Source organism: Planktothrix sp. (assembly GCF_046067725.1).
GTDB lineage: Bacteria > Cyanobacteriota > Cyanobacteriia > Cyanobacteriales > Microcoleaceae > Planktothrix.
Genome location: NZ_JBJUDF010000226.1, coordinates 1 through 18,255 on the forward strand (window position 1 = coordinate 1; position 18,255 = coordinate 18,255).

At 39.1% G+C, this 18,255-nt stretch carries 17 protein-coding genes; 13 read left to right on the forward strand and 4 right to left on the reverse strand.

Annotated elements, in window-relative coordinates; all coding sequences use genetic code 11:
- Nucleotides 1-160 precede the first annotated feature (160 nt).
- Nucleotides 161-1,552 carry an AAA-like domain-containing protein gene (locus ACKPEB_RS13920; RefSeq protein WP_408965523.1) on the reverse strand — a complete coding sequence of 464 codons (1,392 nt, stop codon included), beginning with the start codon at nt 1,550-1,552 and terminating at the stop codon, nt 161-163.
- 520 nt (nt 1,553-2,072) lie between these two features.
- On the opposite strand from ACKPEB_RS13920, the gene glcD reads away from it, so the two are divergent.
- The 12 genes from glcD to ACKPEB_RS13980 all read left to right on the forward strand — a co-directional run bounded on the left by glcD (nt 2,073) and on the right by ACKPEB_RS13980 (nt 13,399).
- Complete coding sequence (glcD, locus tag ACKPEB_RS13925; RefSeq protein ID WP_408965524.1) at nt 2,073-3,548, forward strand: glycolate oxidase subunit GlcD; 1,476 nt, start codon at nt 2,073-2,075, stop codon at nt 3,546-3,548.
- Between the two features lie 124 nt (nt 3,549-3,672).
- Complete coding sequence (locus ACKPEB_RS13930) at nt 3,673-4,329, forward strand: methyltransferase family protein (RefSeq protein WP_408965525.1); 657 nt, start codon at nt 3,673-3,675, stop codon at nt 4,327-4,329.
- Nucleotides 4,330-4,377: 48 nt separating this feature from the next.
- Nucleotides 4,378-4,983: a Uma2 family endonuclease gene (locus tag ACKPEB_RS13935; RefSeq protein WP_408965526.1), complete on the forward strand. Its 606-nt coding sequence runs from the start codon at nt 4,378-4,380 to the stop codon at nt 4,981-4,983.
- Between the two features lie 161 nt (nt 4,984-5,144).
- Nucleotides 5,145-6,959, forward strand: a complete 1,815-nt coding sequence (gene proS / locus ACKPEB_RS13940; protein WP_408965527.1) for a proline--tRNA ligase — start codon at nt 5,145-5,147, stop codon at nt 6,957-6,959.
- A 230-nt stretch (nt 6,960-7,189) separates the two neighbouring features.
- On the forward strand, nt 7,190-7,606 hold the full coding sequence (locus ACKPEB_RS13945) for an ATP synthase subunit I (RefSeq protein WP_408965528.1): 417 nt from the start codon (nt 7,190-7,192) through the stop codon (nt 7,604-7,606).
- A gap of 51 nt (nt 7,607-7,657) precedes the next feature.
- Nucleotides 7,658-8,416, forward strand: a complete 759-nt coding sequence (atpB, locus tag ACKPEB_RS13950) for a F0F1 ATP synthase subunit A (RefSeq protein ID WP_408965529.1) — start codon at nt 7,658-7,660, stop codon at nt 8,414-8,416.
- A 268-nt stretch (nt 8,417-8,684) separates the two neighbouring features.
- Entirely contained in the window at nt 8,685-8,930 is a 246-nt protein-coding gene (gene atpE, locus ACKPEB_RS13955) for an ATP synthase F0 subunit C (protein WP_408965530.1), read from the forward strand.
- Nucleotides 8,931-9,024: 94 nt separating this feature from the next.
- A complete protein-coding gene (locus ACKPEB_RS13960) occupies nt 9,025-9,507 on the forward strand; it encodes a F0F1 ATP synthase subunit B' (RefSeq protein ID WP_408965531.1) in 483 nt (160 codons plus the stop codon).
- Between the two features lie 145 nt (nt 9,508-9,652).
- Nucleotides 9,653-10,180, forward strand: coding sequence for a F0F1 ATP synthase subunit B (locus ACKPEB_RS13965; protein ID WP_408965532.1), 528 nt, complete (start codon nt 9,653-9,655; stop codon nt 10,178-10,180).
- Nucleotides 10,181-10,182: 2 nt separating this feature from the next.
- Entirely contained in the window at nt 10,183-10,728 is a 546-nt protein-coding gene (gene atpH, locus ACKPEB_RS13970) for an ATP synthase F1 subunit delta (protein WP_408965533.1), read from the forward strand.
- A gap of 71 nt (nt 10,729-10,799) precedes the next feature.
- Complete coding sequence (gene atpA / locus ACKPEB_RS13975) at nt 10,800-12,317, forward strand: F0F1 ATP synthase subunit alpha (protein ID WP_408965534.1); 1,518 nt, start codon at nt 10,800-10,802, stop codon at nt 12,315-12,317.
- 131 nt (nt 12,318-12,448) lie between these two features.
- On the forward strand, nt 12,449-13,399 hold the full coding sequence (locus tag ACKPEB_RS13980) for a F0F1 ATP synthase subunit gamma (protein ID WP_408965535.1): 951 nt from the start codon (nt 12,449-12,451) through the stop codon (nt 13,397-13,399).
- 112 nt (nt 13,400-13,511) lie between these two features.
- Here the strand turns inward: ACKPEB_RS13980 and ACKPEB_RS13985 are convergent, their stop codons facing one another.
- Nucleotides 13,512-14,900, reverse strand: coding sequence for an NB-ARC domain-containing protein (locus ACKPEB_RS13985; RefSeq protein WP_408968286.1), 1,389 nt, complete (start codon nt 14,898-14,900; stop codon nt 13,512-13,514).
- Nucleotides 14,901-15,282: 382 nt separating this feature from the next.
- On the opposite strand from ACKPEB_RS13985, the gene ACKPEB_RS13990 reads away from it, so the two are divergent.
- Nucleotides 15,283-15,765, forward strand: coding sequence for a hypothetical protein (locus ACKPEB_RS13990; RefSeq protein WP_408965537.1), 483 nt, complete (start codon nt 15,283-15,285; stop codon nt 15,763-15,765).
- Nucleotides 15,766-15,908: 143 nt separating this feature from the next.
- Here ACKPEB_RS13990 and ACKPEB_RS13995 read toward each other — a convergent pair whose 3' ends face one another.
- Both ACKPEB_RS13995 and ACKPEB_RS14000 read right to left on the reverse strand, forming a co-directional pair.
- Nucleotides 15,909-16,715: a hypothetical protein gene (locus ACKPEB_RS13995; RefSeq protein WP_408965538.1), complete on the reverse strand. Its 807-nt coding sequence runs from the start codon at nt 16,713-16,715 to the stop codon at nt 15,909-15,911.
- Nucleotides 16,708-18,084 carry an AAA family ATPase gene (locus ACKPEB_RS14000; RefSeq protein WP_408965539.1) on the reverse strand — a complete coding sequence of 459 codons (1,377 nt, stop codon included), beginning with the start codon at nt 18,082-18,084 and terminating at the stop codon, nt 16,708-16,710. Before ACKPEB_RS14000 ends, ACKPEB_RS13995 begins: the two co-directional genes overlap by 8 nt.
- Between the last annotated feature and the right edge of the window lie 171 nt (nt 18,085-18,255).

Sequence of the window (18,255 nt, forward strand, 5' to 3'; positions counted from 1 at the left end):
CTGTCAACAAATACCGTAGGACATACGGAAATGCAAGCTTGTGGAGAGGATGTAAGACTCGTTAGTGCTTGCACTGAAAAGCATTCTTCTATGAAACAAGAATCCCCCGTCGAGCGCGCAAGCTTGACGGGGGAGTGTCAACTCAACCAACCGTCAACCCCTATAACTGTTCTTGAAAATAACGGCGATAAAGTTCACAACTCGGTTCCAGTTGATCCCCATTAAATATAATTAAACCCATACTGTCTAATTTATAAGCTAAAGTCGAATCAATTTTACTAGAACCCTTTTGTTGAATCACCTGTTCAAATGCAGCTTTCAGTTCAGGATTGTTCTCCAGAGAAAGCAACAAACGGCGAAGATGATCTTTATAGATTCCAACATTTGTAGGTGCTTGTTGCAGTAGTTGTTCAAATTGGGCTTGAGGACTCAAATGACAATCATATTCAGGTGGTGGTACAGATGTAGAGGTTAAATATAATGATGGAGTTGATATGGAGACCAAATGATAGAACGCTAACTGCACTAAATACGGATGCCCCCCAACCATTGCCATTAACTGTTCAATTTCTGAATTTCCTGCCCAATCTAATTGATAACATTTAGCAAGTTCTTTGACTTGTTCATAGGTAAAATAAGGTAAACTTAACGGTAATCCAATATTAAAGGGAGATTGATTTAAGTTCAGAGGGACATAAATTTCCGTAGAATAAGTCACAATTAAACGAAGTTTTTGCCAAATTTCAATTTTTCGGGCTTCTTCATACCAAACCCGCAGCATCGGAAAAAATTCTTTAGCCAGTTCAGGATATTCAAAAATCCGGTTGACTTCATTCAAGGATAAAACAATCGGGCTTTGCGTGTTTTGAAGAATATAACTTTGGAAATAAATCGTACAACTAACTTTACTCCCAATTTGTTCATCCCAATAGTTTTCTAATTGACATTCTAAACCTAAACTATGGCTAACATTCGCAGATAACCAACGTAAAAATCGATTGAAGTCGGTAAATAAACTTTCTTCAGCTTGATTAAAATCTAGGCTAATTGTTTGATAGTTTAAGTGATTAGCATAAGCTAAAATTCTTAATAATAATGAACTTTTCCCCATGTTTTGAGGAGCTTTAATCCGCAGAACAGAACCGGGCTCCATAATTTCTGTAAAAGCCAGTTCCTCAATAGGTGGACGGGAAATATAGAAACGGGAATTGAGAGATAAAGGCCCATCAGGAAATTCCAGAGGCATTTTACGGTTGACGTTGTTGAGGGGGGAATTCTGCCGGATTAATTGCTGTTGAGTCAAGGTGATTTCACGAGGCTCTAGTTTTTTACGAAAGTTAACTTTATTGATGGGTTCATTCAACACTTGAGTTAATGAAACCCACAATTCAGCCGCAACTTTCCTCACCCGTTCCGGCCCATAATATGATTCCTGAGCAATAATATTGTAGGTTTTGCCCTCCCATGTTTCTCGTAAAATAAGCTCTTGAAGGCGGGTCAATGGCTTAGGAAGCATTGCATTTAAAAGTAAAAGTACATCATCGATTGTCATTGAATCAAGATTAAAAGAAACTTGCGAACTTGCCTGAAAGCGGGGTAATCAACCCAGACAGGAGTTTAAGATGATTCCTGTCTATTTGTAAACATTTTATTAGCTTTCAAAAAAAATATCTTCTTCTTATCAATACTCCATAGAGCCAGAGGTATTGACAGACCAGAGTAGATGTGTTAATCCAAGTTTACCAGAAATAAGAGCTAATGTAAATCTAGGAAATTCTTTAACTGATTATCGACCTCACCCAGAAGACAACCAGAACGCCCCAATTTAGTATAGATGATGTTGCTTTAGGGGGACAAGATTAACGGATCACTCTACAACTTCCCGAATCAAGTTTCAAATGAAATAGGAGAGTAGAAAACAGCTTAACCAGGGGTAGAAAATAAACAATAGGGAAGCAGAAGAATGTAAATTTATTATTGATTTGCCAACAAAATTAAAAGAGCCGTTGTAAAAACTGAACCCAAAAGCGATATAATATCAAGTACCCGCCGTTATTCCCATCGTTATTCCTATGCTGGATCACAAATCACAACAAACCCAAAACTGGCAAACTTTAATTCAACAATTTGAAACTGTTGTGGGTAAAAAGGGAGTCATTCAACGCCGCGAAGAATTACTGGTTTATGAATGTGATGGACTAACCAGCTATCGTCAACGTCCGGCTTTAGTCGTCATTCCTAAAACCACAGAAGAAGTCGCAGAAGTTGTTAAAATTTGTGATCAAAATTCGATTCCTTGGGTCGCTAGAGGAGCAGGAACCGGACTTTCTGGCGGTGCTTTACCCGTCGAAAATTGCGTGTTAATTGTTACAACTTTAATGCGAAAAATCCTGCATATAGACTTAGAAAATCAACGAGTTGTGGTGCAACCTGGCGTGATTAATAATTGGGTGACACAAGCTGTCAGTGGGGCTGGATTTTATTATGCCCCAGACCCTTCTAGTCAAATTATTTGTTCTATTGGAGGAAATGTTGCCGAAAATTCTGGTGGCGTTCATTGTTTAAAATATGGGGTAACAACTAATCATATTTTAGGTTTAAAAATTGTCACTCCCGATGGTTCTATTATTGATATTGGGGGCGATATTCCCGAAATGCCGGGATATGATTTAACAGGATTATTTGTCGGTTCAGAAGGAACATTAGGCATCGCCACCGAAATCACTTTAAGAATTCTCAAAGCACCGGAATCAATTTGTGTTTTATTAGCCGATTTTACCAGTTTAGAAGCCGCCGGGTCTGCGGTTTCAGATATTATTAGTTCGGGGATTATTCCGGGGGGAATGGAAATTATGGATAATCTCAGTATTAATGCCGTTGAAGATGTGGTAAAAATTGGCTTGTATCCCCGTGATGCGGGAGCAATTTTACTTGTTGAATTAGATGGCTTACAAGTTGAAGTGGATACCAATAAACAACGAGTTGCTGAAATTTGTAAGAACAATGGAGCGAGAAATATTACTACAGCGAGTAACCCCGAAGATCGATTAAAAATTTGGAAAGGACGCAAAGCAGCATTCGCAGCAGCAGGTCATGTCAGCCCTGATTATTATGTTCAAGATGGGGTAATTCCTCGTACAAAAATGGCTGATGTTTTAAAAGAAATTGAAGCATTAAGTAAAAAATATGGTTATCCCATTGCTAATGTTTTTCATGCGGGAGATGGAAACTTACATCCTTTAATTTTATATGATAACGCCGTTCCGGGGGCGTTAGAAACCGTTGAAGAAATTGGCGGAGAAATTCTAAAAATTTGTGTTGAAGTAGGCGGAAGCTTATCCGGTGAACATGGTATTGGCGCAGACAAAAAATGCTATATGCCTCAAATGTTTAACGAAATAGATTTAGAAACCATGCAATGGGTGAGAGAGGTTTTTAACCCCAAAGGTTTAGCGAACCCTGGTAAAATGTTACCCACTCCTCGCACCTGTGGAGAATCTGCTAAACTGCAAACTATTAAACAGTTTGAAGGTGCGGAAGTTTTTTAATTAATCCTTTTTTATAAAGATTATAATTGTTGATTGTAGGGGTTTTGTTCTCAAACCCTCTTATCCCTTGGGTTCGCTTTCTAAATTCCTAGAGGTCTACTAACTTAACTCATTATTAACGATAATGGATAATACAACTAATCCCCAGTTGACAATAACCGCATTAACCGCGATTAATATTGCTAAAGCGACAACGATTATTTTATTAATCGGTTTTGCATTTATTTTAGGAATTCATGACTGGCGACAAGTCATTTATTTATGTTTACATATTAGTTATTGCTTATGGTGGTTAATTGAACAATGGTTTTATCCCCAACGTTCAAAGGTTATATTTAATCAAACTGTAGGAGTGATAGGATTAATTTTATCGCTAATTATTATTGGCTTTTTATACACATTACCTGGATACTTAGCCTTTATTAATCCTAACCCAATTTCTTTTATAACCGTTGCTATTGCTATCCCTCTATTTTATTTTGGCAGTTTAATTAATGCCGTAGCAGACGTACAAAAATTAACAGCAAAACAATATGGTGAAGGATTAGTTACAGATAATATTTGGCGGTTTTCTCGTAATATTAACTATTTTGGGGATTTATTACGATATCTCAGTTTTTCCATTGTTTCAGGTTCCCCTTGGGGGTATCTCGTCCCCGGATTAGTTTTTGTAATTTATTTACAACGTATTTTAAAAAAAGAACAAACAATGTCAGAAAAATATCCCAACTATCAAGATTATCAGAACAATACCCCTCGTTTAATTCCTTTCATTTGGTAAAATGAGAATTGCTATAATAGACTTAAAATTATTATTGATATTGAAGATATGGCGATCGCAACCGTTAAAAAATTTACCATTCAAGACTATCACCGTCTAACTCAATTAGGCTTTTTCCAAGAAGATGATAGAGTCGAATTGATTCGCGGAGAACTGATTTACATGGCTGCAAAAGGGATGCTTCACGCAACGGTTAATAGACGGTTAACCAGGGAATTAGCCAATATCATGGGTAAGCGTGCAACTTTACAAGGTCAAGACCCAATTCTTTTATCTAACTATAGTGAACCTGAACCAGACGTTGTAATTCTTAAAAATAAAGAAGATGACTATTTAAGCACTCATCCTCACCCGGAAGATATTTTACTCTTAATTGAAATTGCTGATTCCTCTTTAGATTATGATCAAACAACCAAGTTATCCGTTTATGCGGAAAATAATATTAGCGATTATTGGATTTTTAACTTAGTTGATTTATGTTTAGAATGTTATCGGGAACCGTATCAAAACTTACAAGGAGAATTTGGTTATCGGAATAAATCGATTTATTTACCTAACGAGTCTATAACTTTACCTTGTTTTCCCAATTTAACCTTAGATTTAACTCAAGTATTTCCTTCTAAAATTAATGAATCCAGTGAAATTAAAAAATAATTAAATCAAAAATCATTTAAAAAAATAACGAATTAAACTTAAATCAGATGATGGGCGAGTAGACCTCGCTCCTACGAGGATTGATCTTTATTTTTTAGAGTTAAATTGAACACAATTCTGCAATAATAATAAATGAGTCTTTAATTTTAGGAAACCAAACGATGCGACTGTCTCAAATGCTATTTGTCACCCTGCGGGAAGACCCCAAAGAAGCAGAAATTCCCAGTCATAAACTATTAGTCCGGGCGGGATATATCCGACGCATCGGAAGTGGAATTTATGCTTATCTTCCCTTAATGTGGCGCGTTTTGCAAAAAGTCTCTCAAATTGTTCGAGAAGAAATGAACGCTACAGGCGCCCAAGAATGTCTGCTTCCCCAAGTCCAACCTTCAGAACTTTGGCGAGAGTCAGGACGCTGGGATACTTATACGAAAGCCGAGGGAATTATGTTTTCCCTCACCGACCGTCGTAAACGGGAATTAGCATTAGGGCCAACCCATGAGGAAGTGATCACAACCATTGCGAAAGACATGATCCGTTCCCATCAACAATTACCCCTACATTTATATCAAATTCAAACCAAATTTAGAGATGAAATTCGCCCTCGGTTTGGGTTAATGCGGGGACGAGAATTTATTATGAAAGATGGTTATTCGTTCCATAGCGATGAGGAAAGTTTGAAGAAAACCTATCGAGAGATGGATCAAGCTTATCGCAATATGTTGCGTCGTTGTGGGTTACAATATCGCGCCGTAGAAGCTGATTCTGGAGCCATTGGCGGAAGTGGTTCTCAAGAATTTATGGTCTTAGCAGAAGCCGGAGAAGATGAAGTTCTCTATACTGAAGATGGCAAATATGCAGCTAATACTGAAAAAGCGGTATCCCTTCCGGTTGATGCTGAACCCTCTAGTTTTACTGAATATCAAAAGTTAGAAACGCCGAATACAAATACCATTGAAACCTTAGCCAATTTCTTGAAATGTTCTCCCACCCAAATTGTTAAAAATGTTCTCTATCAAGTCGTTTATGATAATGGCACAACGATTTTAGTTTTAGTCAGTATTCGGGGTGATCAGGAAGTTAATGATGTTAAATTACAAAATGAACTAACAAAATTAGCACCTGAATTTAGCGCAAAAACCCTATTATCCTTAACGGTTCCTGATGAAGAAGCACAACAAAAATGGGCAGCAAAACCGTTACCATTAGGCTATATTTCTCCGAATTTAGAAGATAGTTATATTAACTCTAAAACGAAGGAAGGGGAACACTCAAAATTTCTGCGAATGGTCGATAAAACTGCTGTTGAATTAAAGAATTTTGTCACGGGTGCAGATGAATCAGGATATCATGTTGTTGGGGCAAATTGGGGTAAAGAATTTACCTTACCTAAACTTATTGTTGATATTAGAAAAGCCCAAAAAGGCGATCGCGCCGTTCATGATCCGAACCAAATTTTACACAGCGCCAGAGGAATTGAAGTCGGTCATATTTTCCAACTGGGGATTAAATATTCTCAAGCCATGAAGGCAACTTTCACCAATGAACAGGGAGAAGAATTACCCTTAGTCATGGGATGTTATGGCGTTGGAGTCTCTCGGTTAGCACAATCGGCCGTGGAACAATCCTATGATAAAGATGGCATCATTTGGCCTGTGGCGATCGCACCTTATCAAGTTATTATTGTCATTCCCAATATTACCGATGGTCAACAGGTGGAAATTGCCGAAAAATTGTATACCGAATTAAACCAAGCGGGAATTGAAACGTTACTCGATGATCGAGATGAACGAGCCGGGGTAAAATTCAAAGATGCAGATTTGATTGGGATTCCCTATCGCATTGTCACCGGACGTTCGATTAAATCCGGTAAAGTAGAATGGGTAGAACGAGCTACTCACAACTCCCAAGAAATCGCCATTGAGGATGTTGTGACGATTCTTAAACAGAAGATTCAAGCCGCATTGGGGGATTAAGCTTGTTGTTGGTGCGTGAGCGTTGATGGAGCACCCTACAGTTGTCGATTAACTCCCGTGATTAAATTTATTTTAAGTTCTGTTACCACAACATGATATGATTCATTGTGGCTTACAGAGCGTGTTATGCGCCTGTGCGTGAACTTGGGGAAAGTTGGAACTGCCCGCTTTTAGGAGCGGATGAATCAGTTGTGGCTGAACTAAAAATAGGTGAACTTGTCCCAGTAACTATGACAAACGCAGAGGAAACAGTTAAATCCGGGTCTAAGCTTGCTGTAGAACCCGACCCTTCTATGCAGGAGTATTATCAATTGCAGCGTCAGTTGCTGTGGATGACACTCGTGGCAATGGGGGTAATTTTTATCACGGTTTGCTGTTTTTACTCCCTAGAAGTTGCTTGCAACTATTTAATCGGGGCCAGCGTCGGCATAGTTTACTTACGAATGCTGGGGCGAGATGTGGAAAAACTGGGTAGAGAGAAGAAAAAACTAGGCTTGAATCGGATCTTAATTCTAGTGGGTTTACTCATTTTAGCCACTCGCTGGCATCAACTCCAGATTTTACCGATTTTCTTAGGATTTCTCACCTACAAAGTGGCCCTTTTGTCCTATGTCCTCATGACAACCTTCACCTCTAAGCCAAAATAGATCGGTTTTCGGAATCCTCCAGTCCTCAATCTGTAGAGGAAACCTACGGACATGGAAATGCTGACTGTCTTAAACACCTTCAATCCTCTCCCACTGGCCAGTTTGGAAGTTGGCGAACACTTTTACTGGGAAGTCGGCGGTTTAAAACTGCATGGTCAGATTTTTCTGACCTCGTGGTTTGTCATCGGTTTGCTGATCCTAATTTCAGTGTTAGCCAGCAGAAACGTGCAGCGTATTCCCACTGGGATGCAGAATTTTATGGAGTACGCCCTAGAATTCATTCGCAAACTGGCAAAAGACCAAATCGGGGAAAAAGAATATCGTCCTTGGGTTCCCTTCATTGGAACACTGTTCTTATTCATCTTTGCCTCTAACTGGTCAGGTGCGTTAATCCCTTGGAAGATCATCGAACTGCCTTCAGGAGAATTAGCCGCCCCCACCAGCGATATCAATACCACAGTGGCCTTAGCCCTGTTAACCTCTTTAGCGTATTTCTACGCCGGAATCAGCAAAAAAGGCCTCGTCGGTTATTTTGCAGATTACGCCCAGCCGATTGCGTTTCTCGCAATCTTCCGGGTGATTGAAGATTTTACCAAACCCCTCTCTTTGAGTTTCCGTTTGTTTGGTAACATTTTGGCGGATGAACTGGTGGTGGCCGTGTTGGTATTCCTGGTACCTCTGTTTATTCCTCTGCCTCTGATGGTTTTAGGTTTATTCTTGAGTGCCATTCAAGCGCTAATTTTTGCGACACTGGCAGCAAACTATATTGGTGAAGCCCTAGAAGGACATGGTGGAGAACATCACGACTAAGAAAGGAAACAAACCCTTTAAGATTTCTTTTCTTAGACCTTGATTTTTTCAAAATGTTCTATTGGGTTAAACTTGATCCCCTTTATTGGTAAAATAACGTTTTGGGGACTCCAATCCATTAAACAAATCTGGCATTGATAACAGGACAAAGAAGAAATTTGTTTTCTTCAAATTTCCTAGTTTTATAAATGCTGATAGGGATTGATTTCACATTTTGTCTAACTGATTGTTTGTTAACTCTTTTGTATTTAGAAGGAAGAAAATCATCATGGATCCACTGATTGCTGCTGCTTCCGTTGTTGCTGCTGCTTTAGCTATTGGTTTAGGGGCACTCGGCCCTGGAATTGGTCAAGGGATTGCTGCTGGTCAAGCAGTGGAAGGGATTGCCCGTCAACCCGAAGCAGAAGGTAAAATTCGTGGGACTTTACTGTTAAGTTTGGCCTTCATGGAAGCACTTACGATTTACGGTCTGGTCGTTGCTCTGGTTCTGCTGTTTGCTAACCCCTTCGCCTAAACAGTAATCCAAACGTGGATTTTAGATTTTAGGTTTCAGAAGATCTGAAATCTAAGTCTAAAATCCATCTTTATCCAACTCTTCAAGGGACAATATGCACTGGACAATTCTATTTGCGGTTGAAGAGGCTGCCAAAGAAGGAGGACTGTTTGATCTTGATGCCACTCTGCCCTTAATGGCGTTGCAGTTCGTAGTTCTGGCAGTAATTTTAAACCAGGTTTTTTATAAACCATTAGGAAAGGCAATTGATGAACGAGCGGATTATATCCGTGAGCGGGAAGTCAATGCCAAAGAACGTCTGGCTAAAGCTGAAAAATTAGCCCAACAATACGAAATAGAGTTAGCAGAAACTCGCAAAAAAGCTCAAGCGACCATTGTTAATGCTCAAGCCCAAGCGCAAAAAATTGCGAATGGAAAAATCGCAGAAGCATTACAAGAAGCGCAAAAATTGAGAGAAAAAGCGTCTCAAGAAATTGAGCAAGAAAAACAACAAGCCCTGCAAGCTTTAGAGCAGCAAGTCGAACCACTGAGTCGCCAAATTTTAGAAAAATTATTAGGGGCTGAGTTGGTTAGATAATCTGGGATGCTAAGAAAGCTGAGAACCTGATTGTGATCAGCTTTTTAAAATGCGAGATCCAACAGAATTGAAAACAGCCCAGGCTAGATTTTAACCCCAATATTGGGTGTTAAAACTTCAGCCGTGCACTTATGAGAACAACATCATGGAGACTGTTTTATTACTAGCCACAGAAGCTAGCTCTGAAGCTGGATTCGGTCTCAATACCAATATTTTTGAGACGAACCTAATTAACCTAGCCATTCTGATTGGTGTGCTGGTTTACTTTGGGCGAGGCTTTTTAGGAAAAATCCTAAATGAAAGACGCTCCACCATTGAAGAAGCCATTAAAGAAGCTGAACAGCGTCAACAAAAAGCAGAAGCATCTCTAGCCGAACAACAACAAAAATTAACGGCTGCCCAAACGGAAGCTCAACGGATTTTAGCCGAAGCCGAAGAACGGGCCAAAGCAGTTAGCGAGTCGATTCGGGCGAAAGCTGCTGAAGACGTGGAACGGATGAAAGCCAGCGCCAGCGCTGAGTTAGATTCGGATCGGGAACGGGTGATTGCTCAACTGCGTTCTCTGATTGCCACTCAAGCCATTGAACGGGCAGAAGCTCAACTCAAACAACAGCTTGACGACACTGTTCAGGAACGCTTAATTGATCGGAGTCTAATGCTGCTGGGAGGTTGAATATGAGCGCGATCGCAGGAGAAATTATTGAGCCTTACGCCTCGGCGTTAATGTCCTTGGCTCAATCGAGAAATTTAACCGAAGAATTCGGCAATGAGATCCGCTCATTACTCGAATTACTGGAAAATTCCGCAGAATTAAAAAACTTTTTAGACAATCCTGTGATTAAACCCCAGGATAAAAAAGCCGTTCTGCAACGCATTACTGGAGATCAAGTGAATCCGTTATTACGGAATTTCTTGATGTTGTTAGTGGATCGGGGACGGATTTTATTCTTACAGGGAATTGGTCAACAGTATTTAGTATTACTGCGGAAACTCAATCAAACGGTGTTGGCAGAAATCACCTCCGCCCATCCGTTAACCGAAGCTCAACAAAATACCTTGACTGAAAAAGTCAAAGCCATGACCAATGCCCGCTCGGTGGAAATTTCCACCACCCTTGACCCGGATTTATTGGGCGGTGTCATTATCAAAGTGGGATCTCGCGTCGTGGATGCCAGCTTGCGGGGACAACTCCGTCGCATTGGCATGAAATTAGCCCAATAAATTTTTAACCCGTCGTGATCAATCACGAGGATCTGGACTGAACTCATAACCTCTAACTACTGACAAGAACAATGGTAGCGATCAGACCTGACGAAATTAGCAGCATTATTCAGCAGCAAATTGAACAGTACGACCAAGACGTTAAAGAAACCAACGTCGGGACTGTTCTGCAAGTCGGTGACGGAATTGCCCGGATTTATGGCTTAGATAAAGTCATGTCCGGTGAACTGTTAGAATTTGCCGAAGGCACCATCGGCATTGCCCTGAACTTAGAAGAAGATAACGTCGGTGCGGTGTTAATGGGTGAAGGTCGGGATATCCAAGAAGGATCAGCCGTGACCGCCACCGGAAGAATTTCTCAAATCCCCGTTGGCGATGCCATGTTAGGCCGGGTTGTCGATGCCTTAGCCCGTCCCATTGATGGTAAAGGAGATGTCAAAACCACCGATAGCCGTTTATTAGAATCTCCCGCCCCTGGGATTATCGCCCGTCGTTCCGTGTGCGAACCCATGCAAACGGGAATTACCGCTATCGACTCCATGATTCCCATCGGCCGGGGTCAACGGGAATTAATCATTGGCGACCGTCAAACCGGAAAAACCTCCATCGCCATTGACACCATCATTAACCAAAAAGGCGAAGACGTGATCTGCGTCTACGTGGCTATTGGTCAAAAAGCTTCCACCGTTGCCCAAGTTGTGGGAACCCTGGAAGAAAAAGGCGCGATGGACTATACCATCGTGGTCGCGGCTAACGCCAGTGACTCCGCTACCCTGCAATATCTCGCTCCCTACACAGGCGCGACCTTGGCGGAATACTTTATGTATAAAGGCAAGCACACCCTAGTCATCTATGATGACTTATCGAAACAAGCTCAAGCCTACCGTCAAATGTCCCTGTTACTGCGTCGTCCCCCCGGACGGGAAGCTTATCCTGGGGATGTGTTCTACCTCCACTCTCGGTTATTAGAGCGGGCTGCCAAACTTAACGATGAACTCGGCGGCGGTAGTATGACGGCTTTACCCGTGATTGAAACTCAAGCGGGTGACGTTTCGGCTTACATTCCCACCAACGTGATTTCTATTACCGACGGTCAGATCTTCTTATCCTCTGACTTATTTAACTCGGGTTTACGTCCGGCAGTAAACGCCGGGATTTCAGTGTCCCGCGTGGGTTCTGCGGCTCAAACCAAAGCCATGAAGAAAGTCGCTGGGAAAGTTAAATTAGAATTAGCTCAGTATGCTGAGTTAGCTGCATTTTCTCAGTTCGCCTCTGATTTAGACCAAGCCACCCGCAACCAATTAGAACGGGGCAAACGGCTGCAAGAGTTGTTAAAACAACCTCAAAACTCTCCTCTGCAATTGTTTGAACAGGTGGCCGTGATTTACGCCGGAATTAACGGTTATCTCGATGAGATCCCGGTTGAGAAAGTCGTTACCTTTGCCGCCGGACTGCGGGAATACCTCAAAAATAGCAAACCCAAATACGTCGAAATCGTTCAAGGCAAAAAACTCCTCGACGATGAAGCCGAAGGTCTGTTGAAAGAAGCGATCGCAGAATTCAAACAAACCTTTTTAGTTTCAGCTTAATTTTTAGGAAGGGAATAGGGAACAGGAAACAGGGAACAGTAAAGCTTTAATGTTGATAGCTGACTTCTGATTCCTGTCTCCTCAGTCCTGATTCCTGACTCCTGATTTCATAACGCAAATCTGGCAAAACTATGTCAAATTTAAAAGCGATCCGCGATCGCATTGATTCGGTTAAAAATACCAAGAAAATTACAGAAGCGATGCGTCTGGTGGCTTCTGCAAAAGTGCGTCGCGCCCAGGAACAAGTTTTAGCATCTCGCCCCTTTGCTGATCGATTAGCAGGGATTCTGTATGGGTTACAATCCCGTTTAAAATTTGAAGAAGCAGATTTGCCCCTCCTCAAACAACGGGAAGTAAAAAGAGTTGGATTACTGGTAATTTCCGGTAATCGAGGCTTGTGTGGAACCTATAATAGCAGTGTGATTAAACGGGCGGAAACTCGTGCAAAAGAGTTGGAAGCTGAAGGCGTTGAATGCACCTATTTATTAGTTGGACGCAAAGCCATTCAATATTTCCAAAGACGGGATGTTGATATCCGCGCGACGGTAGAAAATCCTGAAAAAAATCCGCCTTTAGAGCGTGTACGGGACTCTGCGGAAAATCTTTTGGCTTTATTTTTATCGGGTGAATTGGATCGGCTTGAGTTAATTTATACGAAATTTGTTTCGTTAATTGCTTCTCGTCCGGTGATTCAAACGTTGTTACCCCTTGATCCTCAAGGGTTAGAGCCAACGGATGATGAAATTTTCCGATTAACCACTAAAAATGGTCAATTAGAAGTGACACGAGAGAAAGTTAAAAATAATCTTTCGGATTTACCGAGAGATATGATTTTTGAACAAGATCCTGCCCAAATTTTGGATGCGTTATTACCTTTATTCTTAACGAACCAATTGTTACGTGCTTGGCAAGAATCTCTGGCGAGTGAGTTAGCCGCCCGGATGACCGCCATGAGTAACGCCAGTGACAACGCTGGAGAGTTAATTAAAACCTTAACGTTATCCTACAACAAAGCTCGTCAAGCTTCCATTACCCAGGAATTACTGGAAGTGGTGGGTGGTGCAGAAGCTTTAAAGGGTTAAACCCTAATTTAATCTTGATTTTAAGGTGGGTTTACGAATTTCGTAACTCACCTTATTTTTTATCAAGAAACCGGGTTTCTGACAACAACTTTGGCATAGAATCAAGATTTTTTCAGAAACTGGGTTTCTGTATGGCTTGAATAGAATGTTTCAGCATGGGTTGAAGGGTAAAATAGATTTGGTTCTCTAATTCTAATCTTTCAATCCAGTACCGTTGTCCTAAAGATGCTAAGGCTTTTAATACATCGGAAGCAGATAGTTTCAGATTAGATTGCAACTCCGATAGCCGAATTCCGTTAGGGTTTTGTCCTAAATAAATAATAACTTTTTGCTCTAATTCTGATAATCGATTAAACTGTTGACTCAGACTTTCTGTTATATCTTCTCCTAGAAATAAAGTTTCATAGCATAAAAATTCAGAAACTTTACCCCCAAATAAATTTTTAATAACTGTAGAAATACTATTTAAAAAATATGGATTTCCCCCATAATAATCAATTAAAGTATTCCAATTTTTAATATCCGATAATCCTTGAAATTTTAACAAATCTCTAGCTGAATCTCCTAAACCAGACAATAATAAGTAATGTATAGCTGTACTATTGCTCATTAGTTCAATTGAATCCTTCGGTAATTCCCAACTATTTAAAATAATACAGCTTTGGTGATTGAATTGGCTGATTTTCTTAAAAAACAATCGGTAATTCTCAAAGCTAGATTGATAATTACCAGCTAATTGACCTGAATTAAATAAAGTTTGAAAATCATCTAAAATAATTAAGCAACGTTGCGATCGCAATATTCTCATCAACTCACTCAATTGTTCATTCAAAGTTACTGGAAGTTGATTTGTTGGTTTGTCTAATAAAAATTGCAGTAAATTTATTAATAATTCATTTAAAGCGGGTGGAGTTTCCAAACTTTGCCAAATTACCGCATCAAAATTTTCTTGAATCTCTTCAACTAATTTAACCGCTAGTGCTGTTTTTCCAATTCCACTCATCCCCAAAAGCATCACCACTCGACACCGTTGTTCAAGTATCCAATCTTTTAAAATTGCGAGTTCTTCTATTCGTCCAAAAAATTCAGAAATATCCGGTGCATCTTCTAAATTAATTCTTAATAAAGGTTGAGTTTTATTATTGTTAGGCGTAACAGAATCATCGGAGGATAAAGGAGGTTCATGACAAACATTAATATTATTAATTTGTACAGAATCTTTAGCAAAATTTAAGAAATTAGAATATTTTTGTCGCTTCAGAGTTGAACGCAAATTAGATTTTCTCACTTTTTCCCCTAAAGCATCGGAGAGAATTTTCCATAAATCAGAAGCAATATCCTTGACATGACCCTCAGAACAGTGAAACTCATCCGCCACTTGTGAGTATTTTTCGTTCTCTAAACTTCCCCGCAATATTGCTTCTTGAAGATCATCTAGGTGCTTTCCCGTTTTAGTAAAAACTAAGTGATCCGCTAGTCTGAGGACTTCTTGCACATCCATACCCTACGTTAGACGTTAGATTTATCTGTATTTTAGCCTACTTTTTCCATCCTCAACCACTTAATCCGACTTTTTCCGACTTTCTCAAATCTGAAAAAATATAAAATTCCCGACTTAATCCGACTGTACAGAATCAAAAATTATCAGATAATAATACCTAATTGAAATGATGAGTCGTAATTATTTATCTGGGCTAACTAACCCAAATAGATAAAAGCTATCTGATTTTTAAGGCTTGATTTTACCCCGCTATCGAATATCTGAATAATCAAAATTAAAACTAGATCATTTTAGTGCAAGCTTGAAGCAAGCTAGATGAAAGCCGTAGATATTCAAAAATGTTCGGGTTTCTCTTGCTGAGTTGCAAGCATAAGGAGAACGTATGCTGAATCAATTTAACGGTTTCAATCAAGTTTTAGGAATTAGCTTGATTTCTCTATCCGTGACTACTATTTTAGTGACTTCTAATCATCAAAATTTTACTAGGGCACAAGAAAATCCTGGTTGTTTTATTGTTGATCATGCAGAGCGAGTTATTAATTTGGATAGTCTTTGTATACCTCAATCTCAAACAGCAAATTCTTCTCAATCTGCTAGTACCAATTCCAATAAAACTTTAACTCAAGAGGAATTAGCAAAAGCTTTTGATCAAACTGCAACTCTATATGCTGATAATTATTGTGAAGCAAGAGCGCAGGGACTAACTAATAGAGAAGCAGGTACGAAAGCGAGTTCTGTTGTCTCTGAGTATATGGTTTTAAAAAATATTCCATCTGATATTCTCAGTGTTGAATGGATAGAGAAAGGACAATCTATAAGCAAAGTATTATGTCCTGAATTGCAACCTACCACACGTTATAACTGAACTTTTTAATTGGGTCAATCTTACCAAGATATTATTAAATCTGAATCTGAAAAACTGTCTCAACAACGGGGTTTACCAAATTTATTCTAAGATTAAGGTAAATCTTGGTAAGATATTTTATCCTAATAATATTTCTCCATTATTTATAAAGAGAATACGGTTTTTAGAGTTTTTTGAATTTGATTTTTACTCACTCCACAATCAAGCTTTAAAATAGGATTTAAACTTTTCCATTTACCTTTAGGGGTTGTAAACAGAGTATCAGCTAATTGATCCGGATCTATTTTATCAAAACCATCTATTTTATTAATAGATAAATAATTGAGACGCTCAAAAATTTGATCTCGGTTGGCTTTTTTAATAGATACACGTTCAGGTGCTGGCTGCGGCGGTGGCAGAGGTTCTGGTTTACAGTAAAAAACTTGTTTTAAACAGTCTAATTGGTTTTCTTTTGTAATTCCGCATTTTAACTTTGTAAGTTTATTAAAATCAGCCCAAGTTTCTCGATCAGATTCAAGAATACGGTCTGTTACTTTAATTAAATCTACTGTTTTTGTTTTTAAAGGACTTCCAGGTTCAGATTGTAAATAGCTGAGTGCTGCTAGAATTGTATCTTTGGAAGCTGTACATAAATTAACAAGCGGATTAGCTTCTCTCGTTAAAATTTTAGCTTGTTCAATATTAGAAGGTTTTGGATCAATAACAATACACCAAACCCTTTCTATTTGTGCTTTTTTAGCCGCTGCATAGACAAAATGATTACTCACCGCTTGATACTGATAATCTGCAATTTCCTGCACAATTACTGGAACCCAATTTCGCCCCTCTACTTGTAAAATAGCTTCGGCTGCACTTGAAACCAAAAATTCCTGTTGCGTAATTTCTTGTCCGGGTTCAATATCAATTAAAGGCAAGTGCATTAATTTACCAATATTATCAAAATCACTCATAAAGAAAATACTCCTGTGCTAAAGAAAGATAATAATCGTTTACAGTTTTATGCTTCAATACGGCAGGTATGCGTTCAAAGGCGGCACTTGCAACAATAGCATATTCTGGAATACTGAATATTGTTTGATCTGGACTACCTTTTGTATATTTGGGATAAAAGTAGGGTAATAAATCAGGATTAAAAACTAATTTATCACCTTGCTTTAGGGAAATGATCGACTTAATTTCATGGTTAGCTCGTTTCAATGAAGTCTCTGTTGGTTTATGTTCATTAAAAAAAATAGGCAGAGGAATCGGGCCATACTCTCCTTTTTTATCTCTTAGTTCTTGAATTTCAGGAATAAATTCTAGGATCACTTTACTGGCATTTTTTAATGAGGCAAAATTCGTGTGTTTAGTTGGCATTAAAACAACATCAGAGGCATAAACACAACTTTGGCTAAAAAACGTCCAGTTTGTGGGTGCATCGATTAAAATATAATCATAATTAAATTTCAAACTCTCTAATAAATCGTTTAACCTTGCTGCTCTTTTTTGAATTTCCGCTAGTTGGTCATGACGCATAAATTTCTCTAAACCCGAATCTGAAGGGATAACATCAAAAAGTCGAACCTCTCCAGATTTAGTTTTAATTTTAAAAGGCTGAATGGCATCTTTAATATTTAAAGATCGATTAATTAAACAATCAGATAACTTGGTTTTTGTGGGTTGTAAAGCCAGTGAATCTGTTAAGTCTCGCTGTTGAGGATCAAAGTCAATGACTAAAACATTCTTTTTCTGTTTCCGTAAGATAGAAGCTAGGTTGATTGTAGTTGTTGTTTTGCCCACACCTCCCTTATCATTGTAGAGACTAACGACTAAAGCAGGTAAGGGATTCTCGATCAAATCTTTAATGCGAGTCACAATATCTAGGATATTATCTTTTTTAATTAGCCAGCAAGGTGTGGCAGGATGAACGACCTTACCATGTCGCCGAAAAAGTTGAATATGGACTGAATTTGTAATAATTCCCCATTGAGCAGTTTTACAGTTAGGGGATAGCAAATATTGTTTAATTTGCTTTTGAGTTTTTTGATAGGTTGGTGTTTTCTCCATGAGATTTATTCTGGCTCCCGTACCAATAGCTCGACCTTTAACTTCTACCAACAAATAAGGATTGGTTTTTGATTGATTAAAAGTATCACTGCCTTGGTTTTTTCGAGCCGCAAAATCTACTGTCCCAGAACCCGTAGCAAATTCGGGGTATTGTTCCTCAATACTAAACCCTAGAGCCTTTAACAAGGGCTTAACAAAGTAATCACTAACAATAGCTTCAGAAGCTTCATCGGGTATACTGTCTAAAATTCTATTCCAGTTTGCATCAGTCATATAAGTATAGATAAGACGATGGAAGATTGCATTGATTTATCTCAATGTAAAAGACAATCAAAATTTAGATCCACTTTGATTATCATTTGAGAACATTATACCAAGCTAAGTGTTGATAAGTCATAATTTTTTTCCAGACTATCAACATTTGTTAACAATGTTAAGTTGCTA